We start from the raw sequence: 25,843 nt of genomic DNA on the forward strand, positions 1-25,843 counted from the left end.
TTCCAAATGCTTCGCCCCTACTAACAACTGACAACTAACAACTGACAAATTTATGTTTCTTTGGTTAAGTTTGTGTGGAGTGGTGATTTTCTTAGCTTACCTTTTTGGTTCTTTTCCGACTGGATATCTGGCAGGTAAGCTATTAAAAGGAATTGATATTCGGGAAGTTGGTTCTGGTTCAACTGGTGCAACTAATGTTCTGAGAACTTTGGGAAAACTTCCCGGGGCATTTGTATTATTAATTGATGCTTTGAAAGGAGGATTAGCAATAAATTTAGGTTACGCTTTATTTAGTATTGCTACTACTCAAAACTTAATTCCACCAATTGTCAATATCGAAATTTGGCAACCTTATTTAGTCACTTTAGCTGGTTTAGCTGCCCTTTTAGGACATAGTAAATCAATCTTTCTCGGCTTTACTGGTGGTAAATCTGTGGCTAGTGGTGTGGGAATTTTGTTAGCTATTAGTTGGCAAGTAGGATTATCAACATTAGGGGTTTTTGCAGTAGTAATTGCCATTTCGAGAATTGTGTCTTTAAGTTCTATTGCTGGGGCTGTAGCGGTTTCTATTTTAATGGTAATTTTTCATCAACCTTTAGCCTATATTCTTCTTGGTTTTGCTGGCGGCTTATATGTAATTATCCGTCACCGCACCAATATTGAGCGATTAATTGCGGGTACAGAACCAAAAATTGGACAAAAGGCAGAAACGTCAACAGAATAAACTACTTATTGACTTTTTCAGCCCTGTCCCTACTTTGAAGCGTAGTTTTAACTGTCTCCTGTTTTTTCAATGGTTTCAATCACGGCTAAACCTATACTTGAAACGGCGATTAGCATGATAGCTGACGCAAGAAAGGCACTGACAAGCATCTGAAGAGCTTGGTCAAAAAAAATATAGGTGGTCATTTGTTCACCTTCTGAACTTTATACAGCTACTGGTACTATCTAATTTTTCTTCACAGCCAGGTGACTGAATTCCTTGTAATCGGATCTTAACAAAACTTTAGCTCTTTCATGACATGATGACAAAATTTTATTACTAAAAATTTGATAACTTTTAACTATATTCGGTTAAGTACAATACTAAAAAACACTGAAAGTAAAAATTGGATCTACTTTGATAGCAGTATTGTTGTAATTTTGATTGTTCTAATAATTACTTAGCTTTTGGTGCTAACTATGGAACTCCTCCAATTCAAGATATCTACACACCGTCTGTTATTACAGCCTATATCAATGGAATATAAGGCAGATATTTTTAGAGAATTTACTCAGGAAGTTACGACTTATTTATCTTCAAAACCATCGGAAAAAATTCAGGATACTGAAATTTTCATTCATCAATCTTTACTAAAAATGGAAAAAGGAGAAGAGTTAGTAATTGTGATTTTAAAGAAAGATTCTCAAGAGTTTTTAGGATGTAGTGGGATACATAAAATTAATAGTAAATACCCCCGATATGGAATTTGGCTGAAAAAATCAGCATATAAACAAGGTTACGCCACAGAAACAATTGCAGCCCTGAAATTATGGGCTGAAGAAAACTTAGATTATGAATATCTTAGATATGATTTGGATAAAGCAAATACCGCCAGCCGTAGGGTTGCGGAAAAAATGGGAGGTAAAATTGGTAGAGAATATGATCTGATTAACGAGAGTGGTAAAGTCTTAAATCTAGTAGAATATAAAATTAGCAAAAAACAAAATTCTGAATTTTGCTAACTAAAAAATACTAACATATGCAAGGTTTAATAGTAGCAATTACAGATTCAGCCAGACTTGGTAAATCATAACCACCTTCTAAACCAAACATAATTTTTTTGGTTATACCTAAACAGTATTCTGTAAATAAACCAAAATCTTCTGGTTGCAAATTTACACTCGCTAAAGGATCATTAGTATTAGCATCATAACCAGCACTAATAATCAGTAAATCTGGCGAAAAATTAGTTAAAAAGGGTAAGATTTTTCTTTCCCACAATGGTTGATAGACGGTAATATCGCTACCAGGGGGAACAGGTAAATTTAAGACATTATTATGTGAACCTTGTTGAGAAGTTTTCCCTGTACCGGGATAAGCTGGATACTGGTGAAGAGAAACATAAGCAATTTCTGAGTGAGTTTCTACTATTGCTTCCGTCCCATTTCCGTGATGTACGTCCCAATCTAGGATAGCAACGCGCTGAATTCTAGGCTGTTGCAAAGCATATAAAGCTGCAATTGCAGCATTAGAAAATAAACAAAATCCCATTCCTGTATCACTTACCGCATGATGCCCAGGTGGACGTGCTAATACAAAAGCTTTGTTTGCTGTATCAAGAACTGTATCTACTCCATCTAACCAAGCACTAACTGCCAATAATGCTACATCATAACTGCGGGGAGAAATGGGAGTATCTCCGTCTAAATAACCACCACCGGAGGAGGAGATATCTTTAACCTTTTTAATATAGTTTATAGGGTGAACACTTTCTATCCAAGACATTAAAGATGGTTTTGATATTACGGGTGTAGGTAGTTTCCAGGTAATTTTCTCGGCAAAATTTGCAGCTTTTAAAGCATTGACTATTGCTGTCAACCGTTCAGGTTTTTCTGGGTGGTAGATTCCCGTTTTGTGATCTAAAAATTCGTCAGAATAAATAACTTGTAACATACATTTCTATATCCAGAATCCGCAATGTAAGATAGGTGAAAGTCAAGAAACTGATTAAAATGATATATTACACCAATAGGTGAAGTATAGATCGTATAGATACCCGACTTCTTCAAGAAGTCGGTGATCTGGGGGATAATTATAAGAGGTGATATGAATAATCTTAGTCTTAAACTTAAAGGGATGAGTTGTGCTTCTTGCGCTAATAATATTGAACAGGCAATTTTAGCCGTTGCTGGAGTTATTGATTGTCATGTTAATTTTGGTGCAGAACAGATAACTATTAATTATGAACCTAAACAAACAAATTTAGCGAAAATTCAAGCTGCAATTGTAGATGCTGGTTATTCATCTTTTCAGTTAGAAACAGAAGGTGAGGATACAGCAGAAGCAGCGAGTAAATTAGCAGCAGAACGGGAACTCATTCTCAAGTTAACAACCGGGATTGTAATTAGTATTATTCTGTTTTTTGGTTCTTTACCAATGATGACGGGATTACATTTGCCTTTTGTTCCTAAATTTTTTCATAATCCTTGGTTCCAATTGGTATTAACAACACCTGTTGAGTTTTGGTGTGGTGGGTCTTTTTTCCGCCATGCTTGGAAGTCTTTGAAACACCGCACTGCAACGATGGATACTTTGATTGCTTTGGGGACAGGTACGGCTTATTTCTATTCTTTATTTGTGACGCTTTTTCCAGGGATGTTTATTTCCCAAGGCTTAGAAATTCATGTTTATTATGAAGTTGCAGCAATGGTTGTTACTTTAATTTTGTTAGGGCGATTTTTTGAACATCGGGCTAAAGGACAAACTTCAGAAGCTATTCATAAATTAATGGGAATGCAGGCGAAAATAGCCAGGGTAATAAGAGATGATTTGGAAATGGATATTCCTATTAATCAAGTAATAGTTAATGATTTAATTTTAGTCCGTCCTGGTGAAAAAATTCCTGTAGATGGTGAAGTAATTGATGGTAATTCTACGGTAGATGAAGCAATGGTAACAGGTGAAAGTGTACCTGTGAAAAAACAACCAGGAGATGAGGTGATTGGATCAACAATTAATAAAACTGGTAGTTTTAAGTTTAAAGCCACGCGAGTTGGTAAAGATACTTTCTTAGCGCAAATTGTCAAGTTAGTCCAAGAAGCCCAAGGTTCAAAAGCACCAATTCAAAGGTTAGCAGATCAGGTAACTGGGTGGTTTGTGCCGGCTGTAATTGTGATAGCTATTCTTACTTTTATGATCTGGTTTAGTATAACAGCTAATTTCACCTTAGCAATGATGACAATGGTAGGGGTTTTAATTATTGCTTGTCCCTGTGCATTGGGTTTAGCTACTCCTACTTCTGTGATGGTAGGAACTGGTAAAGGTGCAGAAAATGGCATTTTAATTAAAAGTGCTGAAAGTTTAGAATTAGCACATAAAATAAATATTATTGTTGTTGATAAAACTGGAACTTTAACTCAAGGTAAACCCACAGTTACAGACTTTATAACTATCAAGGGTACAGCGAATGGGAATGAACTTCAATTATTAAAATTAGCTGCTAGTGTAGAACATAAGTCTGAACATCCTTTAGCGGAAGCAGTGGTGAAATATACGATTAATCAAGCTGTGAGTTTGGCTGATGTTAAGAATTTTGCAGCCATTGTTGGTAGTGGTGTTCAAGGAATTGTATATGATCAATTGGTACAAGTTGGCACACAACGCTGGTTTACAGAGTTAGGAATTGATACGGATGTTTTAGAACCACATCAAACAATTTGGGAAAATGAAGGAAAAACAGTCATTTGGTTAGCAGTAAATGGTAAATCAGAAGCTATTATGGCTATTACTGATGCCCTTAAACCTTCATCATTAACAGCAGTCAAGGCTTTGCAAAAGTTAGGTTTAGAAGTGGTAATGTTAACGGGAGATAATCAAAAAACTGCCCAAACTATTGCAAATCAAGTGGGGATTACTCAAGTTTTTGCCCAAGTGCGTCCAGACCAAAAAGCCGCAATGATTAAATCATTGCAACAAAAAAAAGTAGGAAATAAAATTAAAATTGTGGCTATGGTGGGAGATGGAATTAATGATGCACCAGCATTAGCACAAGCAGATGTAGGAATTGCCATGGGAACAGGAACAGATGTGGCAATTGCTGCTAGTGATATTACTTTAATTTCTGGAGATCTACAAGCCATTGTGACAGCTATTCAACTCAGTCGCGCTACCATTAATAATATCCGTCAAAATCTATTTTTTGCCTTTATTTACAATATCATTGGTATTCCCATTGCTGCGGGTATTCTCTATCCTTTCTTGGGTTTGTTACTGAACCCAATTATTGCCGGTGCAGCAATGGCATTTTCTTCCGTTTCTGTAGTTAGTAATGCTTTAAGATTGCGTAATTTTCAACCAGGAGTTAGGTAATTGGTAATTGGTAATTGGTAATTCAATTTTTAACTTTTAATTTTTAATTTTTAATTCATTTCTGCTGACGGTACTGAAAATAACTGTTTTTTCAAGTTGTTCATGATAGGAATAGATCAACCGCTTCACTGCAAGTGAAAACCCTAAAAATGAACACAAATATAGATAATCTTAACTCGGTTCGTAAACCTAAAATTTTCAACCAATCAATGAGTTTTGTTGAAGGTTGGTATTGGGTATTACCTTCTCAATCTTTGCAGATAGGTGAAATTAAAGCTGTGACAATTTTTGGGAAGGATTTAGTCGTATATCGTGGTAAAGATAGACGTGCAGTTATTTTAGATGCTTACTGTCCTCACATGGGTACGAGTTTAGCTGAAGGTAAAATTGAAGGTAATGAATTACGCTGTGTTTTACATCGGTGGAAATTTGATGCAGAAGGTATTTGTGTTGGTATTCCTAATGTAGATGAACCTGTATCTCTTAAAGCTAAAACTTGGCCAGCAGCAGAACAATATGGAATGATTTGGGTTTGGACAGGGGAAACTCCCCAGCAACCTTTACCTTTTGTTTTAGATTGGGAAAACCAAGATTTTGATTTTTCTCTCGGTTCGCAATTTAGTATTGATTGTCATCCCAATGTGTTACTTCTTCAGGGTATTGATACTCAACAAATTAATTTAGTTAATAAATTACCATTAAAAATGGTTTTGGAGAAACAAGAACTCAATCAAAATGCGATTATTTTTAGCACGATTACAAATATTAATGGAAAGTCATTTTGGCTAAATCTCTACCGGCGGTTTTTTAATAATTCTTTTAATTACAGTGTTTGCTATTGGTATGGGACAACAAGTATAGTTTCCTTTACTAATGACTCTACCCAGCTACATATAATATTTACAACTCGGTTATTACCAGGGGGAAAAACAGCAGGTCAAACCCTATTTATGTGCAAAAAACGTCAAGGTATTTTAGGAAAGTTAATTAATAAATTGATATTAAAGATAGGGGAAAAAATTAGCGATCGCTTACTCAAAACTAATGATAAAATTTTAGAAACCATGCAGTTTGATTTAAAAACTCCCCTCAAAGCAGATTTATCAATTATGCAATTTATTAACCATTTAGAACGACAAAAACCCCTGACATGGGAAAGTTGGCTATTAGTGCGGTCACGGGAACGGGAAGAAGAAGTGCGTGAAGAGAGAGAAAAACGTGAAAAATGGCGAGATGAATTAGTTAATGACTGAAAAATCTAGATTTTGACAATAAAAATGAAGTGGACTGGCCACTTCATCAATTCCCAGGTAGAACCTAGAAATGAGTATAACGACTAAAAATTTTTAAAATCGTATAAATACATACTAATTTTGTGTTTAGCTGTTATTTAGTGGTTACACTTTGGGGAATGAGAATATTTTTCAGCAATTTAGGAATTTGAGAGGGACTATCAGCGACAGGAATTTTTGCAGATTTAAAAGCAGCCAATTTACTTTCTGCTGTACCAAAATTCGCAGAACGTCCAATTACACTGGCTAAAGTCCCTGTTTCTTGCCAACTTTGTGTCGTTGGTGCGTGTCTACCAGCAATATAGGCAATTACAGGTTTATCAATTGCTTCTGTAATATATTGTGCTGCTGCTTCTTCGCTTTCTCCACCAGGTTGTCCGATTAAAACAATTGCTTCTGTGGTCTCATCTTCATCAAGAATTTGCAACCATTGCAGGAATGAAGAACCAACAATCGCATCACTACCAATACTAACACCAATTGATTGCCCCAAACCCGCCTTTGTTAATTCCCAAGCGACTTCATAGGTAAGTGTACTGCTACGGCTAACAATTCCCACAGAACCAGGGATATAAAATTCGCGTTCGTGAGTCCCCAGGAGAATTTTCCCAGGAACGATAATTCCTGGACTATTGGGGCCAATAATTAAAGTCTCACCAGCTTCTGTTTTGCGAAGGAGTTGTACCATATCCAAAGCTGGGACACCAGCGGTGGTAATGATGATTTGGGGGATGTTAGAGGCGATCGCTTCTAATGCTGCATCCAAAACCTGATAAGGTTGAACACAAATGATTGTGGTGTCAATCTGTCCAAATTTGGCCACAACCTCCTCTACCAAATCAAACACTGGTAGATTATATATTTGTTTTCCACCATACCCAGGATTAACACCAGCTACTAAATTTGTGCCATAAGCCTGCATTTGAGCAATATGAGTTGCTGAGATAAATTCACAAAATCCCTGAATTAAAACTTTACTTTCTGTTGTTAAATTCATAGTTTGTCAGTTGTCAGTTGTCAGTTGTCAGTAGGGGCGAAGCATTAGGAAGATAAATTATCGGTCATTGCCAAAAATAGTTCTCCAAATGCTTCGCCCGTACAGTTGTTCGTTGTAATTGGTAAAAATCTTGCTTTTTACCTATTCCCTTTTTTCTGCACAGATAACTTAGCTAAACGAACTGCTTCCTTAACTGCTTCATCTAAATTTTCTACAACTATCAGCGATTGATTAGAGGTTTGTAGTGGAACTAAATTTTCTCTAACATGATTAAATTCAGAACCTGCCAAACGGAGGACTAAATAGGGTAAATTTAATGGTTGCTGATTTTTATTTCCATTGGAAGATGACATTTGAGATGTAATTTCAATTCTGTCCAAATGGAGGAATTTGGTAATAATTTCGGGGAGTTGGTCAACTTGAGGAATAGTCCCCAAAAAGTTGACTAAAATAACTTGACCATTCACATCACTGGCCAAACTTGTTAAACTGCTAATCAGGCGATCGCCAAAAGTTTTCAGTTTAGTATCACTCATAAAAGAATGGCGCAAATTGACACATTTACCAGGTTTACCATGAGCATTAACAACCTCATCCAAAGTTGTTAACACAGAACCTTTCCCATTACCTAATATACAAATCTTACCTGGCATTTCTATCCCATCCCAGCTACTCAACAAGCCGCTCCCTTTTTTATTACCATGAAGAAGACCAACCAGTTTCGTAGCCATTTCAGCTATTTCAGGATGACGATTAATAGCTTGTTTATTCACCCTAACCTTGCCATTGAGCGCCATCACTTGACCAGCAGAGTTCACACCCAGAGGATGAATCTCCACCAAATCCAAATCCTTTTGCACAAATAACTGGTACAACTTCTCGACAATATCGCTCACAGTTTGCATCAACTCACCCTGCAAACCCATTTTCAAAGCCAGTCGTCTGGCATAAAATGGCGAAAATTCCTGTTCTACCACCACGTGCTGAATTTTTTCCCCTCCTGTCTCCCAGTCAATATTGGCTTCTGTACAACCCAATAAAACGGGACGACACAGCGCAGTATCTAAAACTACAGCTAGATAAAATTCCTCCTGGGCATCATACTTCGATTCTGCCAGTAAAACCTCCGGCAATTGTCCCCAAATTGGTAAATTAAATATATTCTGTGCAGCCGCGATCGCATCAATCGTAGTTTCTACAATCCTAACTCCACCAGCTTTTTCCCTTTCCCCTGCTTGTACCTGAGATTTTAGAACAATCGGATAACGAATTTTTAACCGTTTTAAATCTGTGGGATGGTCTATTCTTTGAGATGGTAAGACCGGAATCCCGATTTTACCAAACCATTCTTTAACTTGATACTCCAATAAATCCATTGAGACACACCTTGTATTGACAAGTCTAACGCGCTTTCTTAGATGCTATCTGATATTTTGCCCAATACCGAAAATTATAGAATTTGGTTTTGCTTAACTGAAAATTTATTTTGTCATTGGATTGTCTAATTTATAATCTAGCTGTATAAAAAAATAGAAGTCTAAATTATCACCCTTGACTGTATTCTTCGTGACAAATTTAACCTTCTGCTAGAAACTGATTCTATTGGATGTAAAACTAGTAGTTTGTCAAGATAAAAATGATGGACTGTAGTGTGAGCGTCTCGCTCACGCGGGCAAGACTTATACTGAGCAAGCGATGCCCTGAGCAAGCGATGCCCTGAGCCTGTCGAAGGGTCGAAGGATCGAAGGGTCGAAGTATGCCCGCACTACCAAAAACCCGTCAAAATGTCTTTGACAGACTACTAGTACACTGCGGCGTAAGTAAGATAACCATTAAAAATCCCTAAAAAGCTTATACCATCTGCTTTTTAATTTTTAATTGTTAATTTTTAATTCCGCCCTGCGGTACTAGTCTCTAGTCCTAAATTCCCAGTCCCCTTGATAATCAAAACTATATAGAAAGAGTGGCAGTAACGCTTTATGGAAGCAACATTTCAACAACAATATCTACAAGTTTTAAGCGATATCTTGCAGGAAAAATTAGTGGCTCAACTGCTTGATAGTCAGGATTTCCAGGTCAAATGCGCCATCAGAAATGATGAATTGATGATTTTAACTCAACATCCTGCTGATGTGTTAGTTGACACACAGCAAGTTTTTGAGGTGTTAGAACAAGCACTGCAATGGCAATTCAACTACCAAACTCAACGGGTACAATTTTTCTTGAGAATTGCCGGTGAAAAGCTTCCCTATGCTCAATATTTCCTAGATTTTCAAATTCCCAGTATAGATTCAGAACAAGAAACTGAGGATGAATTTCCAAGTCCTACAGTAGACAGAGAAAGAGAAACAGTGAACATAGAAAATGAGAGAGACAGTCTCTTTATTTCTGCTGATCTTCAAACACCATCATCTCCAATTACAGAAACCGAAGACGAACCCATTATTGATTCATTTCTTCCCAGTTCCGAAGAATCTTTCTCAGATTATTTACTACTAGATTCACATTTATCTCTGGATGAAAACGAAGTTGAGAAAATTGAAGACATTGAAGAAAAGTTTGATCCTTTTGCGAATATCGCAGACAAACCCAGAAACAGACAATTATCACTATCACTTCCCCCCGTACAAATAATGATTGGTACGGCTGTAGTTATCGCCCTCCTTGCCAGTAGTGGTGCTTTCGTTCTCCATCGTGGTTGTGTAATTTCTGAATGTAAGGAATTACAAACAGCACAGCAATTTAAAAGTGAGTATCAGCAGCAGATCAAACGGACAAAATCACAAAAAGACTTATTAACAATGCAACAACAACTAGATAAAGTAGTTGCAGATTTGCAAGAAATTCCTGAGTGGTCTCCCCGTTATCAAGACTCTCAGGTATTGGTTAATAGTTTTTCTGAACAGTCAACAAAAATCAACCAGGTGCTAAAAGCCTTACAAATAGGATCTTCAGCCCAGAAAAAAACTCAAACTCCTCCTCAGAGTGTAGATGAGTTACGCAATAGACAAAAGTTGTGGAGAGAGGCAATTACCTCATTAAAGATAATTAAGCCAAGTAATGAACTCTATGGATTGGTAACAGCTAATTTATCAAATTATCAAAATACTTTAAAAACTGTTAATGATCAGTTGCTTAAAGAGGAAACATGGGTACAAAGAATTGCCAATGCCAAAACTTTAGGAGAAAACGCTACTAAACGCCAAGCCACTGCTAAATCTGCACCCGAATGGCAAAAGGTAGAATCTGATTTCCAGACAGCAATTAATACCTTAAAGATTATCCCTATAGATAGTTTGGAAACTGAGAATGCCCGCAAGCTATTAGCAGAATACCAACCAAAACGCGATCGCGCCAAAAAAGAACAATTAGCAGCCACATCCTATCAACAAGCTATAAAAGCCGCTAATCAAGCTCAAGCCTATAGTAATCAAAATCAATGGCAAGGAGCAGTCAAATCCTGGGAACAGGCTTTAGAAGCTGCTAAACAAGTGGGTCAAGATACTTCCTATTTCAATCAAGCTGAACCCCTGATTGAAACCTATACAGCATCTCTAAAACAGGCACAAGAACAATTCCAACTCTATGGTGATTTAACTCAAACTCGCGCTGAACTCAATCGCACTTGTACCAGTACCATTAAGATTTGTACTTTTACTATCAAGAATCAGAAAATTAGTGTCCGCTTAACTCCTGAATATGACCGATTATTTGAAGCCAATAATCCACAAATACAAAGTCATTTCCAAAGCTTGAAATATGCTCTCACAGCCATTAGTCAAAATGCTCAACTTCCCGTATTTATCTATAATGCCCAAGGACAGGAAAGGGATATGCGGCAACCACAGTAGGGGACTGGGGAGCAGGGGAGAAATTTTCTTCCTGACAACTGACAACTGTACGGGCGAAGCATTTGGAGAACTATTTTTGGCAATGACCGATAATTTATCTTCCAAATGCTTCGCCCCTACTGACAACTGACTCCTCATATCCCCAGATGATTTTGCAATGCTTGACGCATTTCGTTGACGGGGACTGTTTCCTGTTGTAACCAGATTTTTAAGGCTGCTGCACCTTGTTGGACAAGCATTTCTAAACCATCAATCATAATTGCTCCTTGTTTTTCGGCTAGGTGCAAAAATTTGGTGGGTTTAGGGATATAAATTAAATCATAGACAATGGCATCACCAGGCAAATAACCCATTTCTTGACTACTCAATGGCGATTCATCAACATGGGGATACATTCCCATCGGGGTTGTATTTACCAGTAGGTTAGCTTGGTGGAGTAGGTTCGGTAATTCTTGCCATTCATGCACCTGAAATTTATCTGCAAAGGGTGAATTTTGCCAACTTTGAGTAAATGCTTGTAATTTTTGTAAATTCCGCCCTACCACGTGAATTTCTGCCAAACCGAGTTGAATACAACCCGCTACCACAGCCCTCGCAGCCCCACCATTCCCTAAAATTACCGCTTTTTTCTGACTCCAATCTTGATGATATGTTGTTTGTAAAGGGGCAATAAATCCTGCCACATCTGTGTTTGTCCCCACCCATTTATCACCTTGACGAGTGACGGTATTCACTGCACCGATAGCTTGAGCAATCGGGGAAATTTCGGATAATAACGGCAATATTGCTTGTTTATGGGGAATTGTGATACTAAATCCTACAACACCAATACTAGCAAAACCTGCGATCGCTCTCTCTAAATTTTCTGGTGCAACGGGAAAAGGCAAATACACATAATCTAATCCCAGTTTAGCCAAAGCCGCATTGTGCATCAATGGTGAAAGGGAATGTGACACAGGATGTCCAATCACTCCCAAAAGTTGCGTTTTTCCAGTAATCATTTTTATTAGTTGTCAGTTGTTAGTGGTCAGTTGTCCGTTGTCCGTTGTCCGTTGGTTAATAATTTGATTTACAATTATTCACAGTAACTTAATATTTCTTTGTAATATGCAAACAAGTATCGCTTCCTCCACAAATCCGATTCCTGGTCAATATTGGCAATGGCGCGGACATAACGTATACTACGTCCAAGCAGGAGAACCACATCTTCAGCGTCCACCCTTACTATTAGTACATGGTTTTGGTGCTTCCACAGACCATTGGCGCAAGAATATCACAGAATTGAGTGCAGATTTCCAAGTATTTGCCATTGACCTGTTAGGATTTGGGCGTTCCGCAAAACCTAATTTACAGTATAGCGGTGACTTGTGGCGCGACCAACTCCATGATTTTATCAGTGAAGTCATCGGTCAAAAGACCGTTTTAGCAGGTAATTCTTTAGGTGGTTACGCTTGTTTATGCGTTGCTTCCCAACGTCCTGACAGTGCTGCTGGTGTGGTCTTACTTAATAGTGCTGGTCCATTTTCCCCACCAGAAAATCAAATTCAACCTGCTATCAATCCTCTACAAAAAGTTTTAGGTAAAACTGTTAAATGGTTTTTTAAACAACGTTTAGCCCAGTCTTTATTATTTCAATATACGCGCCAAAAGTGGGTAATTCGCCGCACATTAGAAAAAGTTTATCTGGATAAAAGTGCAATCACAGATCAATTAGTAGCAGAAATTCAGCGTCCAGCTTTTGATCAAGGGGCGTTAGATGTATTTGTTTCTGTTTTTAGCAGTCCTCAAGGGGCAAAAGTTGACATTTTACTTAAACAATTAACTTGTCCATTACTGTTATTATGGGGAGAAGCAGATCCTTGGATGAAAGCGCGAGAACGTTCCCAAAAATTCCATGAATATTATCCCCAATTAACCGAATATTTTCTCACAGCCGGTCATTGTCCCCATGACGAAATTCCTCAACAAGTAAATTCACATTTACGTGATTGGGTAATTAGTTTAAGCTAATCAGATCCCCGACTTCTTAGAGAAGTCGGGGATCTGACTCTTGCAATGTTCATAAATCAAATAGGATTGCTAGATAAAATTGGTATTACACTAAAGAGACATTAGCCATAACTAAACTGTATTGGCTTAAAACTGAGAATCTAAGCGATTTGCAAAGATTGCTACTAAAATCATCGGCAAGCCAACAACCAGGCAAATTAGCCATTGATTCCATGCCAATGGGGCTGTATAAAATAATTTATTCATTAAACCCCATTGGCTGAAAATGATCTGCAAAATAATAGTGCTGGCAATTCCCACATATATTGCCTTTTGATCGCCAATTTCTCGATTAATTCCGCGAATTTTATCAACAATAGCAACACCTAATTGGGTAATACTTAACAGGTAAAAAATTCTGCCTACTACTAAAGCTTGAATCGCCATTGTCCTGGCAACAGCAACATCTCCAGTTGTTTGTTTTATCCATTCAAATACACCGAAAATTAAAATCCAGTTAAAGATAGAAATGAGGACAATACGTTTAACTAAATTAGGAGAAAGTAATTTTTCATTGGGGTTACGTGGGGGTTGTTGCATTACTTGATCAGACTTGGGTTCAAAAGCCAAAGGAACTGTCATAGCAATGGAATTCACCATATTTAACCACAGCACTTGTAAAGAGAGAATTGGTAAATCTCTGGCTAACAAAACGCTAATTAAAATCGTCATAGATTCACCTCCATTAACGGGGAGAATAAAGGCGATCGCTTTCAACAAATTACTGTAAACTGTTCTTCCTTCCTCAACCGCAGCTTCTATAGAGGCAAAGTTATCGTCTGTCAAAATCATATCAGCGGCTTCTTTGGCTACTTCCGTACCCGCCCCACCCATTGCAATACCAATATCCGCTTTTCTTAACGCTGGTGCATCATTGACACCATCCCCCGTCATGGCGACTATTTCACCTTTAGATTGCAGTGCTTCCACAATTCGCAATTTCTGTTCTGGTGCTACACGGGCAAATACTACCCCATCTTCTATCGCTGTAGCCAGTTCTGGTTTGTCCATTTTCGCCAGTTCTGCACCTGTAAAAGCCCTCACTTCCCGATGATGATTAAAACCCATGCGAGAGGCGATCGCTGCCGCCGTCACAGCATGATCACCTGTAATCATTTTCACCCGAATACCAGCTTGTTGACAGGCTTGCACCGCCTTTATAGCCTCAGCACGGGGTGGATCTATCATCCCCTGTAAACCTAAGAAAATCAAATCATTCTCGATATCTGGATGATCCAATGAATCTTGATTCTCAGAAACTGGTTTTTTCGCAAAAGCTAACACCCGTAAACCCTGATGCGCCATTGTATCAACTTGCTGATTTACAGTTTCTGCATCCACAGGAGAAAGTTCCCCAGAGGAATTTAACATCTGTTGACAACGCTTGAGAATCGCCTCTACTGAACCCTTAACATAAATAATTCGTTCTTGTTGTTCAATTTCATGCAGAGTTGTCATGTACTGATACTCTGACTCAAAGGGGATGACATCAAGCCTAGATATAGTTGCTTGTAAATTATTATGGGTTAACCCGACTTTATTCGCAGCAGTTATTAATGCACCCTCGGTGGGATCACCAACTACTATCCATTGTCCATCTTTATCTTCTAAGTGGGAATCATTACATAACAAACCAGCTTGTAAACATTCTGCTAGAGGAGGAATATCATGAATATCTACAGGATTTTCGTCTAGCAAAATTTCCCCGCTTGGTGCATAGCCTGTACCCGTAACTGTATAATATTGATTATCTGCATAAATGCCTTGTACTGTCATCTGGTTTTCAGTCAAAGTCCCAGTTTTATCAGAACAAATTACTGTAGCACCTCCCAGGGTTTCCACTGCGGGTAACTTGCGTACAATGGCGTGACGGCGTGCCATGCGGGAAACACCAATAGCTAAGGTGACAGTAACTACAGCAGGTAATCCTTCAGGAATGGCACTCACAGCAAAAGCTACCGCAGGTTCAAACATTTCTACCCAAGTGTTACCGTATCCCAAGCCGACGGCAAATGTTAAAGATGCAATTCCTAAAATAATATAAAGTAGGGTGCGACTAAATTTGTCAAACTTCCGGGTTAAAGGGGTTTTGAGGATGTTTCCCTGTTCCATTAATTGAGAAATACGCCCGGTTTCTGTAGCTGTACCAATAGCAACGACAATACCTTTACCAGTGCCAAAAGTGACAAAACTGCCAGCATAAGCCATATTAGTGCGTTCTGCTAGAACTGCATATGCTTGTACTGGTTGAGTATTTTTTTCTACAGCAACAGATTCTCCTGTTAATCCTGATTCGTTGATTTGTAAATTCCGTGTTTGTACAAGTCGTAAATCGGCTGGTACTTTATCACCTGATGTTAATAGTACGATATCACCGGGGATTAATTCAGTAGAAGGAACTTGGAGTTTATTTCTGTTACGGATAATAGTGGTGTTAGTTTTAACTGAAGATGCTAAGGCAGCGATCGCACTTTCTGCTTTTGATTCTTGCACAAAACCAATAATAGCATTAATTAAAGTTACACCCCAAATTACTCCAGCATTTACCCATTGTCCCAAAAATGCTTTAATTGCACCAGCAATTAATAAAATATAAAGTAGCGGTTGATGAAATTGCAACAAAAACCTTAGTAAAGAACTTTTTCCGCGTTTTGCTTTCAGTTCATTAGTTCCAAAAGTTTCTTTGCGTTTTGTTACTTCAGTAGCAGTTAAACCTGTTTCAATATTACTGTCTAAATATTGACTGACTTCCTGTATAGGTAAATTATGCCATTTATATTCTGCTAATTTATCCATAGCCGATATTGTCATAATTTCTTACTCCAGAGTTTTATCCTGATTGGATAATTTTATAATATACATTATTGATATTTGACATAAATTTTCATTTCAATAATTTGGATATAGCATCTATATTTTATTAACATCTTCTTTAAGATATATTTATTTAGTTATAAATTAGTCAGAACCAATTCTGATAATTACCTCTTTAGACTCACGTATATAAATCGAAAACCTTTAACACTAAAAATGTAACTCATGTCCATAAAACTAAAATCATAGATATAATGACACAATCTGTAGACACAAAACCACAAGTTCAAGAATTGCGTAACCTGCTTGCAGGTTTTGAATGTGGGATGTTAACCACAGTTGATGATGATGCCACTTTACATAGTCGTCCTATGTCAATTTGTAATGAAATTGACAATGATGCTACACTCTGGTTTTTTACATTAGTCAATTCCCATAAAGTAGTAGAAATCGAACATCATCAACAGGTGAATATTAGTTTTTCCGCACCTAATCAACAACGATATGTTTCCATATTAGGAACAGCCCAATTAACAAGAGACCGTAATCAACTGCAAGGAAAATGGCAACACAAATTACAAACTTGGTTTCCAAAAGGAATAAATGAACCAAATCTTGCATTACTGAAAGTCAAAGTTAATCAAGTAGATTATTGGGAGAGTTCATCTAGTTCTAGTCCGCAAACGATTAGTTTTTTGGAACTATCCCAACGTTAATTATGTAAATTGCCATAATCCCAATAAAACCAAAATTACAGCAATTTTCACATATTTAAACCACAGCTTAAATTAATTTCTTCCTTTGCGCCTTTGCTCCTTTGCGCCTTTGCGCGAAACAAAAATAAGATGTGGTTTATTTACTTAAAATAGCTGGAATCATCCTAAAAATAACTTATATGCCGGATTATCGCTTTCATTGCAATAATGATAACCAAGATTATCTAAGAATGATTGCCATTCTGTTGTTTCATGGGGGGGAACTTGCATTCCTACCACAATTCTTCCATAGTCTGCACCATTATTGCGATAATGAAATAAGCTAATATTCCAATCAGGAGACATAGAAGTTACAAATTGCATTAAAGCCCCTGGACGTTCGGGAAATTCAAAGCGATAAAGTAGTTCGTTTTTTGCAAGGGGAGAATGTCCTCCTACCATGTGACGCAAATGCAGTTTTGTTAATTCATCATCTGTTAAATCTATGGTTTTTAAACCGTGAGATTCAAAATTTTCGACCATTTTAGCAGCGTCGGCACGATTTTCTATTTGCACACCTACGAAAATATGCGCTTCTTTTTGGTCAGCAATGCGATAGTTAAATTCTGTGAGATTGCGCTTACCAATACATTCACAAAACTTTCTTAAACTACCTCTTGCTTCGGGAATTCTCACTGCAAAGATTGCTTCTCGACGTTCTCCAAATTCTGCCCGTTCTGCCACAAAACGTAAACGATCAAAATTCATGTTAGCACCACAAGCAACGGCAACGAGGGTTTGATTTTGAATTTGTTCACGTTCTGCGTAGAGTTTTGCGCCAGCGATCGCTAATGCCCCCGCAGGTTCTAAAATAGAACGAGTATCCTCAAACACGTCTTTAATTGCCGCACAGGTGGCATCTGTATCCACTAAAATAATTTCGTCTACATATTGTTGACATAGGCGGAAGGTTTCTTCTCCTACTTCCCGCACCGCTACACCGTCAGCAAATAAACCCACCTGAGACAACCGCACTCTTTCGCCAGCTTGCAATGATTGATACATGGCGTTAGCGTCTACAGGTTCAACACCAATAATTTTAATATCGGGACGCAACCGTTTAACATAAGCTGCAATACCAGAAATCAAGCCACCACCACCAATAGCCACAAATATGGCATGAATGGGTTGCTGATATTGGCGCAGGATTTCCATACCGATTGTTCCCTGGCCAGCAATCACTTCCGGATCATCAAAGGGATGTATAAAGGTTAACCCTTTTTCTGCTTCCAGTTGTCGGGCGTAGGCGTAAGCATCATCATAGTTATTGCCATATAAGACAACTTCTCCTCCCCGCGCTTTGACTGCATTTATTTTTACCTGGGGCGTAATCACGGGCATAACGATGATGGCTTTTGTTCCCAAGCGACTGGCAGCTAAGGCTACACCTTGGGCATGATTTCCCGCAGAAGCCGCTATGACACCCTGTTCAAGTAAGTCTGGGGTGAGATTGACCATTTTGTTATATGCGCCCCGCAGTTTGAAGGAGAAGACTGATTGCATATCTTCCCGTTTCAGGAGGAGTTGATTATTCAGCCTCGCGGAGAGGTTCGGGGCATATTCTAGTGGTGTTTCTTGGGCTACATCATAGACGCGGGCGGTGAGGATTTGTACCAGGTAGTCGCAATACATATCAAGGGGTGCAATGGGGGTTGGTTGTTAATTCTACCGCTTGTTGGTTAGTTGGAGAGGATGGTTTTGGAAAATGATTTTGCCCCTCTATTAGCAGGTAAACTCGCTATAATAGAGATTTTTGCGGCTGTTAGTCGCTGATAAAAATCCCAATTGACAACATTCTTGGGTAAGATAATAGTTCTATTTAATAGAGGGTAAATTAATGAAGCAACAGTTAAATATCGCGTTAGGTCAAGCGTCAAGCCGGGGATTAATATTACTACTCCCTATTTTGGGAAATTTTCTCTTTTTAGCTAGTGCTAAAGCAGATTTGACTAGTAGTCTGACGATTGAAGTAGAAGGATTGAAAAACAAATCTGGACAAATTTGTGCTACTCTTTTTGATCAAAGTAAAGGATTTCCTGGTGATAGTAAAAAGGCTTGGCAATCCGAGTGTACTAAAATTACAGAAATGCCTCAAAAACTGATTTTTAAGGATTTAAAACCAGGTAATTATGCTGTTGCATTAATCCATGATGCCAATGGCAATAGTAATCTTGATACTAATTCTTTTGGTATGCCCACAGAAGGTTTTGGATTTTCTCAAAATCCAGAGGTTTTAACCGGACCTCCTAAGTTTAATGATTCGGCTGTTACTGTATCTAAAACTAATACTGATATTAAGATTAAGATGAAATATTTCTTTGGTTCTTAGCTAGAGACAGCGTAACCTACAATTATTAATTAACAGTGGGTTACGCTGCATCAAATTTATATTCCTTCTTAATCCTTTTTCCCTAGGAAAAAATGAACAGTTACACCATTTATTCCAATTCTAAAACTTTTTGAGTATTCTCACGACGACGCTGTTCTTTCTTTTCAAACTCAGCTACACAGCTACCTTTATCAACCATTACACAGCTTAGATAGTTGGTGATTTCGACCAATCCTGCGCGAAGTGCTTTACCGACAGGGGCTTTGGTTGTTTTTTGATTATCACCACCAATATTAATACCAGAAAAACTGATACCACCAGCATTGCTCTTAGATTCACTAGTAGCAAGTCCTTCAACAGTACGGGAATAAACTACTTCTCCATTACTGGAATCCACAACACGCAAATCAATAGCAACATAAGCTTTTTCCTTTTCTTTCCTGGTGCCACCACCTAGACCAAAACGACCTATTCTAATCCCGCTTATCCCTAGTCCACCGGATTCCTTCTTAACTCCTTCTTCATAAGCAGTTACTTTGCCCAGAATAATATATTTTGCCCCGGTCAGTTCTCCCTTTTTTGCCCCGGTTTCTTTGCGAACTAATCCAGCTTGAGCAAGTTCTTGTTCGGAAAGGACTGCTCCTAACTTTTGTCGCTCAACAACGGTGAATTTTCCTGTTGATGTTAATTCATTGCTCAAGGCATCTGCTAACTGTTGAGATGTATTGCTGTTCCACCACCACCAGTTGGAGTTAGTTTCATTCTTGAAGTCTGGTACTGAAATTCTAGGTTTTTCTTGAGCAAAAGCATTCAGGCTACCAATAGACAAACTCAAAGTTACGGTTGCTAATGCAATTGCAGTGTTACGACTTAAGCTCTGATAAAGAGAAGATGTTTTCATGATTTATAGTCATTCCAAATAGGAAGCAGATGGGATGGTATGAGCAGAATGAACAAACTATAGAATTCGAGCCATATAGCAATGAAGCCAGAATTGCTATAACAATGATCAATAGCTAGAGACTGTATCATAATTTACGGTAAATAACAATACCTTCGCCATTTTGTCAAAGTGCTAACAAAATATGGGTTTCGGACTATGGGTTCAAGGTTATATTCAAACTTTCCCTGTTTTAATTTTTGTATCCCCATATCCAGCAAACAAATCCTAAAACAAAATAAAGAAATCCAATTTTCAACTACCAGAACTATAGAATAATAGTAGTAGTCAGCAATACATAAAATCTATATTTACTGTCATCAAGACAACGGTTATCAGCAAATGAGTACAATTGAAGATATGGAAAAATATCTTGCCTAAATAGCTGTAAAGGCTGACAGGTTAAGAGATTTATTTTGAGTACAAAAAAGCTGCATCCCTAAGCCGGAAATACAAGTACCCCTGTAATCAAAAGCTAGTACCCCTACCCCAATAAAAAATGTAAATTTGTGTTACATAGAGGTTTAAACCTATTGAGTACAAGCTTAATAAATTTAATAAATCTAATCTGCATTGATAATTTCTGCTGCTGGGGAGTTATCTGATATAAGCATGAAAACAGTACAGGATTTTTTTACCTAACAGTACCAATGCACCAGTCATTAAACAGGATCAGTAAAACCCAGACTGTAAATAAAAAGCTCCGAAAAGATGGAAGTTCTCGACTTTTTTTAGAACCATTAATCAGTGATTTTCGGATTATTTTTGAGCGTGATCCAGCAGCACGTAATTGGTTAGAGGTTATATTTTGTTATCCGGGATTTCATGCTCTTTGTTTACATCGTCTTGCACATTGGTTACATATCCACAAGGTGAGTTTTATTCCCCGGTTGATTTCTCATTGGGGACGGTTTTTTACAGGTATTGAAATTCACCCAGGGGCAAAAATTGGCAAAGGTGTATTTATTGATCATGGCATGGGTGTTGTGATTGGTGAAACTGCCATTGTCGGAGACTATACACTCATTTATCAGGGTGTAACATTGGGAGGAACTGGCAAAGAAAGCGGTAAACGTCATCCAACTTTGGGTAATAATGTGATAGTTGGTGCGGGTGCGAAAGTATTAGGAAATATTCAAATTAGCGATCGCGTCCGCATCGGTGCAGGGTCAATTGTCCTGGGTGATGTGCCTCCAGATGCCACTGTAGTCGGCATTCCTGGACGGATTATTGCTCCTAAGTCTCATAATCGCATTTCTCCCTTAGAACATGGCAAATTACCCGATATAGAAGCAGGTATGATTCGTTCTTTACTCTTGCGGATTGAGCAATTAGAACAACAAGTCCAAACTCTCACCAATCATCACCAAGATGATCAATAACGTCAATTTCATAAATCTTGAATTACTAATGTCACAAAATTGTAAGTTTTTAACTGTCGGTGAACAAGTTTTGCAGATTCCTTTAGGTGATAGATGGTGTATTTATCACCGTTTGCAAGAGTTGATGATTTCCTGTTCCTGTCCCCCGGATGGGTCTTTGCGCGTGCAAGTTAATAACCTCCAAGAAGCGATTCTTGTTCGCAGTACATTAATGCAATTTTTTGCTTCTCGTCATCAATTGGTGAAGTGGTTAGAAAATTGTTTGTGTAATGGTATGGAGTAAAGATTACTGAAAACAATGATGTTTGTTTGATTGGTATTACCAATTACCATTGATGATTTTGAGAATGTCTAATCAAAAGCATATCAAAGATTAATTCTTGATGCAAGTCTGATTTATCTCAAGTCATTATTCACTCACAAACTATCTTGCATATTCAAGATAATTCACATAAGCTAAGGTTCACCCAGTTTGCTAAAACTAAAAAATTAGTAATTGCTGATGGGAATAACTTGTACCTTATGTTGATTTCAATTGTCAATGTCCAATTATGCTGATTAAGAGTAGTGATAGGAAGTTACTGCAATTTCTCCAAAAAGAACTAGCACTTTCCCAGGCTGATATTGCTGTAGCAACGCGACATCCTGAGTTCAATCATGGACCTTTACCGATGCTGCTTTGGCAATATGGTTTAGTGGATTTACAACAACTAGATAGAATTTTTGATTGGCTTGCAGAACATCCTGAATTAAGGTAGATGAAAAATTACCAGTACCGCAAGGCGGAATTAAAAATTAAAAATTAATAATTAAAAAAGCGGATCATACAAGCTTTTTAATGGTTTTTAATGGTTATCTTATTTCCGCCGCAGTGTAATAGTGAAACTACGAGGTGAAAATTATGATTACTAGTTTAATTGCTGGCATGAGTATGTTATTTTTTACAGGATTTACTAATATTTGTATGGGTTATTGGCTACTAACAAAATTCACAAATAATACCACGAAAAATATTGGATAAATTATACTTATTTTTTGTTTCTTGTCATACAGATGCAACAGCAATATTTGATTAATAATTAAGGATCGTAAATCATGAATCATGATTTATTCGCTCAACTAAGAATTTATTGCCCATCTACCACCATGAAAAATTGTAGCGAACAAGGATATTACAAAAAACTCCGCTAGAGGGATCTTGAAAATGTATCAAATCATGATTAATGATACGACATTACGTGATGGGGAACAGGCAGCAGGTGTTGCTTTTAACTTAGAAGAAAAAGTAGCGATCGCACAATTTCTCGATGCCATTGGTGTCCATGAATTAGAAGTAGGAATTCCGGCAATGGGAGAAGAAGAAATTCGCGCCATTGTTGCCATTCGTAACTTAGATCTACAAGCTAAATTATTAGGTTGGAATCGGGCTGTTATCTCAGATATTAAAGCTTCTATAGCCTGTGGACTCGAACGAGTACATATTGCTATTCCTGTGTCTGGAGTGCAAATTGCCGCTAAATTTCATGGGCAATGGCGAGTAAGTTTACAAAAACTAAAAGACTGTATTAGCTTCGCATTAGATCAAGGTCTTTGGGTATCAGTTGGTGGCGAAGATTCTTCTAGAGCCGACGAAAACTTTCTCCAAGATGTTGCCATGCTATCACAAGAATGGGGAGCATCTCGCTTTCGGTTTTGTGATACAGTTGGGGTACTTGATCCCTTCCGAACTCACCTTAAAGTTAAGCATTTAGTATCAACTCTATCAATTCCTGTTGAGATTCACACTCATAATGATTTTGGACTAGCAACTGCTAACGCTTTAGCCGGAATCAAAGCTGGTGCTGTATCTGTAAATACTACCGTTAATGGACTAGGAGAAAGAGCCGGAAATGCAGCTTTGGAAGAAGTAATTATGGCTCTAAAATGTATTTACGGTGTTGATTTGGGAATTCAGACTCAACACTTGTTAAAACTATCTCAATTAGTCGCTAAAGCTTCCGGCGCTAATGTTCAACCTTGGAAAGCAATTGTGGGTGAAAATACCTTTGCTCATGAGTCTGGTATTCATGCTCATGGTGTATTACAAAACCCAGTTACTTATGAACCTTATGCTCCTGAAGATGTAGGTTGGGAACGGCGTTTAGTCATAGGTAAACATTCTGGTCGGCATTCATTATCTAATCTATTAGAACAGCATGGCATCTTTCTCGATTCTCAAGAAACCCAAGCTGTTTTAGATGTAGTCCGTCAGCAATCAATCCTCAGAAAACGCAGTCTCACTACAGAAGAATTATTAAATTTAGTCAGCGAAAAAAGGTATTCCCATGCAACGTGATGAAATAGAACTGGACTCGCAACCCATTTTTGAAATTGGTCAAAAAGTTCGAGTTAAGAAACTAATCAAAAACGATGGAACTTTTCCCGGTCGAGAAATTGGGGAAGTTTTAGCCAAAATTGGTGATGTTGGTTATGTCTCCAGCATTGGCACATTTTTGCAAGCTTATTATATCTATGCTGTACATTTTTTGGAAACAGGGTACATCATCGGTTGTCGAAAAAGAGAACTAGAATCTGCTGAGGAAACACATGAAAGTAATGCTCCGAATGAATGATGCTGGTACTTTAGTTGTCTACGTCCCTAAAAAAGACTTAGAAGAAGAAGTAGTTAAAGAAACAGATGGTGCAGCAGGTAAAATTCTCACTTTAACTAATGGTTGGGAATTAGAATTTAGTGAATTTCCCGATAAAAGTCGTTTACCCGTAACAGTAGAAGCTAAACGTCTTCCTTAAAATTCCCATCAATACCAAGAAGGTAAAAGGTAAAATCTCTTTTTTTCCTCTTCCTTCTTTCTTCTTTCTTCTTTCTTCTTTCTTCTTCCTCCTGACTCCTGACTCCTAAGTTATTAAATTTTCTCTTGAAAAAATTGGGTTATCGCAAATGGGTGAAAAATATTTGGCTTTATCGGAATTGAATATTGAAGGACAGTTTTTAGGTTTTGCGGGGAAAAAAACTGGAAAATATAAACATTTACAGTTAGGAATTGCCGGGGGAAATATCAAAATTAAAATTCCTAAAAATTTACGTTGTTCTATAGGTTTATCTTTAGTCCCTGGTGAGCAAATTCATATAGATGCTATTAGTAAATTAAACCCCCGTAACAGGAAATTAAAACTCGAAGCTTATCAAATTCAAGCAGTTGGTTTTTGTCTGATCAAAAATCCGCTTCCTCTTCCTCAACCTAAAGCCAAGATTATGGTATGTCAAAAATCTGGTTGTCTGAAACGGGGTGGAAAGGGGTTATTATCAGACTTAGAAAAAACTTTGGGCGATCGCGGTTTATCTGATAAAGTAACTATTGAACATACCGATTGTCAAAAACGCTGTAGCAGCGCCCCCAATTGTGTTTTAATGTTAGGTAAAAAACAATACAAAAAAGCTCATCCAGAAGCGATCGCATCTTTGTTAGAGAATCATTTAAGTTAAATTGTCAATATATCTGACAACATCTTTGCCAAAAGTACACCGCATTATCTCGTTCCCAGTCTCTGACTGGGAGTGCTATGACAGAGGCTCTGCCTAAATCTGTTATTGAAGCCAGAGCCTTCTAGAATTAATTCCCATACAGAGTATGGGAACGAGAAAAATCCTCTAAATTCTAATTCAGACAAAAAGAAACAATCTAAAAATACCCAACGTCAATAACAATTGATCATCCTTGTATTCTGACAAAGGAAATCATGAAAAATATCCTCATATTCACCACAATTCTATCTTTAGGTAGTGTAATAACTTTAAAATCTATGCCTGTTGTTGCTAATCCCAGCCACCAACAGTATCAAGTTAGCAAAGACGTTAAAACCATCCAATCTGTACCAATTCCAGCCAATGAATTACCACCACCATTAGACAAAAACGGAGTATTTAGAGAAATTGCCAGTGGAGGAATAGCTGGAAGAACCTATGAAACAGTTTTGCTCAAGGATGGTCAACTGATACGAACAAAAATAGGTGATGCTAACGACTCAGAGCGTAGCGTCAAAAAAGTTACTGAAGAACAAGTTAAACAATTTGAAAAATCATTAACCCAAGACAAATTTGAACAATTCAACAAATTGAGTTTCCCCGCACCTCCAGGTTCAGCAGATTATATCACCTATACCCTAACCAGTCAAAAAGCCACAACCCAATATAATGACATCTCGCAATCTCAACTACCAAACAAACTAGATAAAGTTGTCAAAGCCTGGAACGAATTAAAAAATAGCGCCAAATAACTAACCCAAATCCTCAACTATTGAAGTTGGGGATTTAAATCACACTTTTAATTTCTGTATTTCTTCCTTCCTTTGCGCCTTTGCGCCC

Annotated in this window: 24 protein-coding genes; 16 read left to right on the forward strand and 8 right to left on the reverse strand. The window is 37.8% G+C overall.

The genetic code is table 11. The annotated features are described in order from the left end of the window. Positions 1-52 precede the first annotated feature (52 nt). Positions 53-724, forward strand: a complete 672-nt coding sequence (gene plsY / locus FJR08_RS12165; protein ID WP_015078872.1) for a glycerol-3-phosphate 1-O-acyltransferase PlsY — start codon at positions 53-55, stop codon at positions 722-724. A gap of 47 nt (positions 725-771) precedes the next feature. On the opposite strand, the gene FJR08_RS12170 is transcribed toward plsY, so the two are convergent. Next, positions 772-909: a hypothetical protein gene (locus tag FJR08_RS12170; RefSeq protein WP_015078871.1), complete on the reverse strand. Its 138-nt coding sequence runs from the start codon at positions 907-909 to the stop codon at positions 772-774. 273 nt (positions 910-1,182) lie between these two features. Between FJR08_RS12170 and FJR08_RS12175 the strand changes: the two genes are divergently transcribed. Further along, on the forward strand, positions 1,183-1,725 hold the full coding sequence (locus FJR08_RS12175; protein ID WP_168633335.1) for a GNAT family N-acetyltransferase: 543 nt from the start codon (positions 1,183-1,185) through the stop codon (positions 1,723-1,725). Positions 1,726-1,735: 10 nt separating this feature from the next. On the opposite strand, the gene FJR08_RS12180 is transcribed toward FJR08_RS12175, so the two are convergent. Further along, positions 1,736-2,656 (reverse strand): histone deacetylase, encoded by a 921-nt coding sequence (locus FJR08_RS12180; protein WP_015078869.1) that lies wholly within the window; start codon positions 2,654-2,656, stop codon positions 1,736-1,738. A 153-nt stretch (positions 2,657-2,809) separates the two neighbouring features. On the opposite strand from FJR08_RS12180, the gene FJR08_RS12185 reads away from it, so the two are divergent. Together FJR08_RS12185 and FJR08_RS12190 are read left to right on the forward strand one after the other, a co-directional pair. Continuing rightward, complete coding sequence (locus FJR08_RS12185; RefSeq protein ID WP_168633336.1) at positions 2,810-5,071, forward strand: heavy metal translocating P-type ATPase; 2,262 nt, start codon at positions 2,810-2,812, stop codon at positions 5,069-5,071. A 149-nt stretch (positions 5,072-5,220) separates the two neighbouring features. After that, complete coding sequence (locus FJR08_RS12190; protein ID WP_015078867.1) at positions 5,221-6,324, forward strand: aromatic ring-hydroxylating dioxygenase subunit alpha; 1,104 nt, start codon at positions 5,221-5,223, stop codon at positions 6,322-6,324. Positions 6,325-6,457: 133 nt separating this feature from the next. On the opposite strand, the gene FJR08_RS12195 is transcribed toward FJR08_RS12190, so the two are convergent. Together FJR08_RS12195 and FJR08_RS12200 are read right to left on the reverse strand one after the other, a co-directional pair. Next, the gene (locus FJR08_RS12195; protein WP_015078866.1) at positions 6,458-7,360 is read right to left on the reverse strand and encodes a succinyl-CoA synthetase subunit alpha; all 903 of its coding nucleotides are present in this window, start codon (positions 7,358-7,360) and stop codon (positions 6,458-6,460) included. A gap of 137 nt (positions 7,361-7,497) precedes the next feature. Beyond that, positions 7,498-8,736 carry an ATP-grasp domain-containing protein gene (locus FJR08_RS12200; RefSeq protein ID WP_168633337.1) on the reverse strand — a complete coding sequence of 413 codons (1,239 nt, stop codon included), beginning with the start codon at positions 8,734-8,736 and terminating at the stop codon, positions 7,498-7,500. Positions 8,737-9,339: 603 nt separating this feature from the next. Here FJR08_RS12200 and FJR08_RS12205 point away from each other — a divergent pair. Continuing rightward, a complete protein-coding gene (locus FJR08_RS12205; protein ID WP_168633338.1) occupies positions 9,340-11,211 on the forward strand; it encodes a hypothetical protein in 1,872 nt (623 codons plus the stop codon). A 134-nt stretch (positions 11,212-11,345) separates the two neighbouring features. On the opposite strand, the gene FJR08_RS12210 is transcribed toward FJR08_RS12205, so the two are convergent. Further along, the gene (locus tag FJR08_RS12210; RefSeq protein ID WP_148766439.1) at positions 11,346-12,212 is read right to left on the reverse strand and encodes a shikimate dehydrogenase; all 867 of its coding nucleotides are present in this window, start codon (positions 12,210-12,212) and stop codon (positions 11,346-11,348) included. Between the two features lie 106 nt (positions 12,213-12,318). Between FJR08_RS12210 and FJR08_RS12215 the strand changes: the two genes are divergently transcribed. Beyond that, positions 12,319-13,221, forward strand: coding sequence for an alpha/beta fold hydrolase (locus tag FJR08_RS12215; RefSeq protein ID WP_168633339.1), 903 nt, complete (start codon positions 12,319-12,321; stop codon positions 13,219-13,221). A 126-nt stretch (positions 13,222-13,347) separates the two neighbouring features. Here FJR08_RS12215 and FJR08_RS12220 read toward each other — a convergent pair whose 3' ends face one another. Further along, entirely contained in the window at positions 13,348-16,071 is a 2,724-nt protein-coding gene (locus FJR08_RS12220) for a cation-transporting P-type ATPase (RefSeq protein WP_168633340.1), read from the reverse strand. Positions 16,072-16,328: 257 nt separating this feature from the next. On the opposite strand from FJR08_RS12220, the gene FJR08_RS12225 reads away from it, so the two are divergent. Continuing rightward, positions 16,329-16,790, forward strand: coding sequence for a pyridoxamine 5'-phosphate oxidase family protein (locus tag FJR08_RS12225; protein WP_168633341.1), 462 nt, complete (start codon positions 16,329-16,331; stop codon positions 16,788-16,790). 159 nt (positions 16,791-16,949) lie between these two features. Here FJR08_RS12225 and ilvA read toward each other — a convergent pair whose 3' ends face one another. Beyond that, positions 16,950-18,461 (reverse strand): threonine ammonia-lyase, biosynthetic, encoded by a 1,512-nt coding sequence (ilvA, locus tag FJR08_RS12230; RefSeq protein WP_168633342.1) that lies wholly within the window; start codon positions 18,459-18,461, stop codon positions 16,950-16,952. Positions 18,462-18,666: 205 nt separating this feature from the next. Here ilvA and FJR08_RS12235 point away from each other — a divergent pair, with 205 nt between their 5' ends. After that, positions 18,667-19,158 carry a DUF2141 domain-containing protein gene (locus tag FJR08_RS12235; protein ID WP_168633343.1) on the forward strand — a complete coding sequence of 164 codons (492 nt, stop codon included), beginning with the start codon at positions 18,667-18,669 and terminating at the stop codon, positions 19,156-19,158. 109 nt (positions 19,159-19,267) lie between these two features. Here FJR08_RS12235 and FJR08_RS12240 read toward each other — a convergent pair whose 3' ends face one another. Continuing rightward, complete coding sequence (locus FJR08_RS12240) at positions 19,268-20,059, reverse strand: CsgG/HfaB family protein (protein ID WP_148766451.1); 792 nt, start codon at positions 20,057-20,059, stop codon at positions 19,268-19,270. A 689-nt stretch (positions 20,060-20,748) separates the two neighbouring features. Between FJR08_RS12240 and cysE the strand changes: the two genes are divergently transcribed. The 8 genes from cysE to FJR08_RS12280 all read left to right on the forward strand — a co-directional run bounded on the left by cysE (position 20,749) and on the right by FJR08_RS12280 (position 25,755). Next, positions 20,749-21,480 carry a serine O-acetyltransferase gene (gene cysE, locus FJR08_RS12245; protein WP_168633344.1) on the forward strand — a complete coding sequence of 244 codons (732 nt, stop codon included), beginning with the start codon at positions 20,749-20,751 and terminating at the stop codon, positions 21,478-21,480. A 28-nt stretch (positions 21,481-21,508) separates the two neighbouring features. Next, positions 21,509-21,763: an Asr1405/Asl0597 family protein gene (locus FJR08_RS12250; RefSeq protein ID WP_148766455.1), complete on the forward strand. Its 255-nt coding sequence runs from the start codon at positions 21,509-21,511 to the stop codon at positions 21,761-21,763. Between the two features lie 268 nt (positions 21,764-22,031). Next, on the forward strand, positions 22,032-22,238 hold the full coding sequence (locus FJR08_RS12255) for a DUF2949 domain-containing protein (RefSeq protein ID WP_168633345.1): 207 nt from the start codon (positions 22,032-22,034) through the stop codon (positions 22,236-22,238). 446 nt (positions 22,239-22,684) lie between these two features. Continuing rightward, positions 22,685-23,815 (forward strand): homocitrate synthase, encoded by a 1,131-nt coding sequence (nifV, locus tag FJR08_RS12260; RefSeq protein ID WP_015078854.1) that lies wholly within the window; start codon positions 22,685-22,687, stop codon positions 23,813-23,815. Next, positions 23,805-24,092, forward strand: coding sequence for a nitrogen fixation protein NifZ (locus FJR08_RS12265; protein WP_015078853.1), 288 nt, complete (start codon positions 23,805-23,807; stop codon positions 24,090-24,092). Before nifV ends, FJR08_RS12265 begins: the two co-directional genes overlap by 11 nt. Further along, positions 24,067-24,270 (forward strand): putative nitrogen fixation protein NifT, encoded by a 204-nt coding sequence (gene nifT, locus FJR08_RS12270; RefSeq protein WP_148766457.1) that lies wholly within the window; start codon positions 24,067-24,069, stop codon positions 24,268-24,270. Before FJR08_RS12265 ends, nifT begins: the two co-directional genes overlap by 26 nt. A gap of 148 nt (positions 24,271-24,418) precedes the next feature. Next, positions 24,419-24,964, forward strand: coding sequence for a (2Fe-2S) ferredoxin domain-containing protein (locus FJR08_RS12275; RefSeq protein WP_168633346.1), 546 nt, complete (start codon positions 24,419-24,421; stop codon positions 24,962-24,964). Between the two features lie 254 nt (positions 24,965-25,218). Beyond that, positions 25,219-25,755 carry a hypothetical protein gene (locus FJR08_RS12280; RefSeq protein ID WP_168633347.1) on the forward strand — a complete coding sequence of 179 codons (537 nt, stop codon included), beginning with the start codon at positions 25,219-25,221 and terminating at the stop codon, positions 25,753-25,755. The last annotated feature ends 88 nt before the right edge of the window (positions 25,756-25,843 follow it).

Origin of the sequence: Dolichospermum sp. UHCC 0260, from assembly GCF_009711985.1 — a bacterium.
GTDB lineage: Bacteria > Cyanobacteriota > Cyanobacteriia > Cyanobacteriales > Nostocaceae > Dolichospermum > Dolichospermum lemmermannii.

Coding starts and splice junctions, on each gene's coding strand:
- cysE (WP_168633344.1), top strand. CDS start 20,749: ATGCACCAGTCATTAAACAGGATCAGTAAAACCCAGACTGTAAATAAA.
- FJR08_RS12275 (WP_168633346.1), top strand. CDS start 24,419: ATGGGTGAAAAATATTTGGCTTTATCGGAATTGAATATTGAAGGACAG.
- FJR08_RS12190 (WP_015078867.1), top strand. CDS start 5,221: ATGAACACAAATATAGATAATCTTAACTCGGTTCGTAAACCTAAAATT.
- FJR08_RS12205 (WP_168633338.1), top strand. CDS start 9,340: ATGGAAGCAACATTTCAACAACAATATCTACAAGTTTTAAGCGATATC.
- FJR08_RS12235 (WP_168633343.1), top strand. CDS start 18,667: ATGAAGCAACAGTTAAATATCGCGTTAGGTCAAGCGTCAAGCCGGGGA.
- FJR08_RS12255 (WP_168633345.1), top strand. CDS start 22,032: ATGCTGATTAAGAGTAGTGATAGGAAGTTACTGCAATTTCTCCAAAAA.
- ilvA (WP_168633342.1), bottom strand. CDS start 18,461: ATGTATTGCGACTACCTGGTACAAATCCTCACCGCCCGCGTCTATGAT.
- FJR08_RS12240 (WP_148766451.1), bottom strand. CDS start 20,059: ATGAAAACATCTTCTCTTTATCAGAGCTTAAGTCGTAACACTGCAATT.
- plsY (WP_015078872.1), top strand. CDS start 53: ATGTTTCTTTGGTTAAGTTTGTGTGGAGTGGTGATTTTCTTAGCTTAC.
- FJR08_RS12265 (WP_015078853.1), top strand. CDS start 23,805: ATGCAACGTGATGAAATAGAACTGGACTCGCAACCCATTTTTGAAATT.
- FJR08_RS12225 (WP_168633341.1), top strand. CDS start 16,329: ATGACACAATCTGTAGACACAAAACCACAAGTTCAAGAATTGCGTAAC.
- FJR08_RS12185 (WP_168633336.1), top strand. CDS start 2,810: ATGAATAATCTTAGTCTTAAACTTAAAGGGATGAGTTGTGCTTCTTGC.
- nifT (WP_148766457.1), top strand. CDS start 24,067: ATGAAAGTAATGCTCCGAATGAATGATGCTGGTACTTTAGTTGTCTAC.
- FJR08_RS12215 (WP_168633339.1), top strand. CDS start 12,319: ATGCAAACAAGTATCGCTTCCTCCACAAATCCGATTCCTGGTCAATAT.
- FJR08_RS12220 (WP_168633340.1), bottom strand. CDS start 16,071: ATGACAATATCGGCTATGGATAAATTAGCAGAATATAAATGGCATAAT.
- FJR08_RS12250 (WP_148766455.1), top strand. CDS start 21,509: ATGTCACAAAATTGTAAGTTTTTAACTGTCGGTGAACAAGTTTTGCAG.
- FJR08_RS12280 (WP_168633347.1), top strand. CDS start 25,219: ATGAAAAATATCCTCATATTCACCACAATTCTATCTTTAGGTAGTGTA.
- FJR08_RS12200 (WP_168633337.1), bottom strand. CDS start 8,736: ATGGATTTATTGGAGTATCAAGTTAAAGAATGGTTTGGTAAAATCGGG.
- FJR08_RS12210 (WP_148766439.1), bottom strand. CDS start 12,212: ATGATTACTGGAAAAACGCAACTTTTGGGAGTGATTGGACATCCTGTG.
- FJR08_RS12180 (WP_015078869.1), bottom strand. CDS start 2,656: ATGTTACAAGTTATTTATTCTGACGAATTTTTAGATCACAAAACGGGA.
- FJR08_RS12170 (WP_015078871.1), bottom strand. CDS start 909: ATGACCACCTATATTTTTTTTGACCAAGCTCTTCAGATGCTTGTCAGT.
- nifV (WP_015078854.1), top strand. CDS start 22,685: ATGTATCAAATCATGATTAATGATACGACATTACGTGATGGGGAACAG.
- FJR08_RS12175 (WP_168633335.1), top strand. CDS start 1,183: ATGGAACTCCTCCAATTCAAGATATCTACACACCGTCTGTTATTACAG.
- FJR08_RS12195 (WP_015078866.1), bottom strand. CDS start 7,360: ATGAATTTAACAACAGAAAGTAAAGTTTTAATTCAGGGATTTTGTGAA.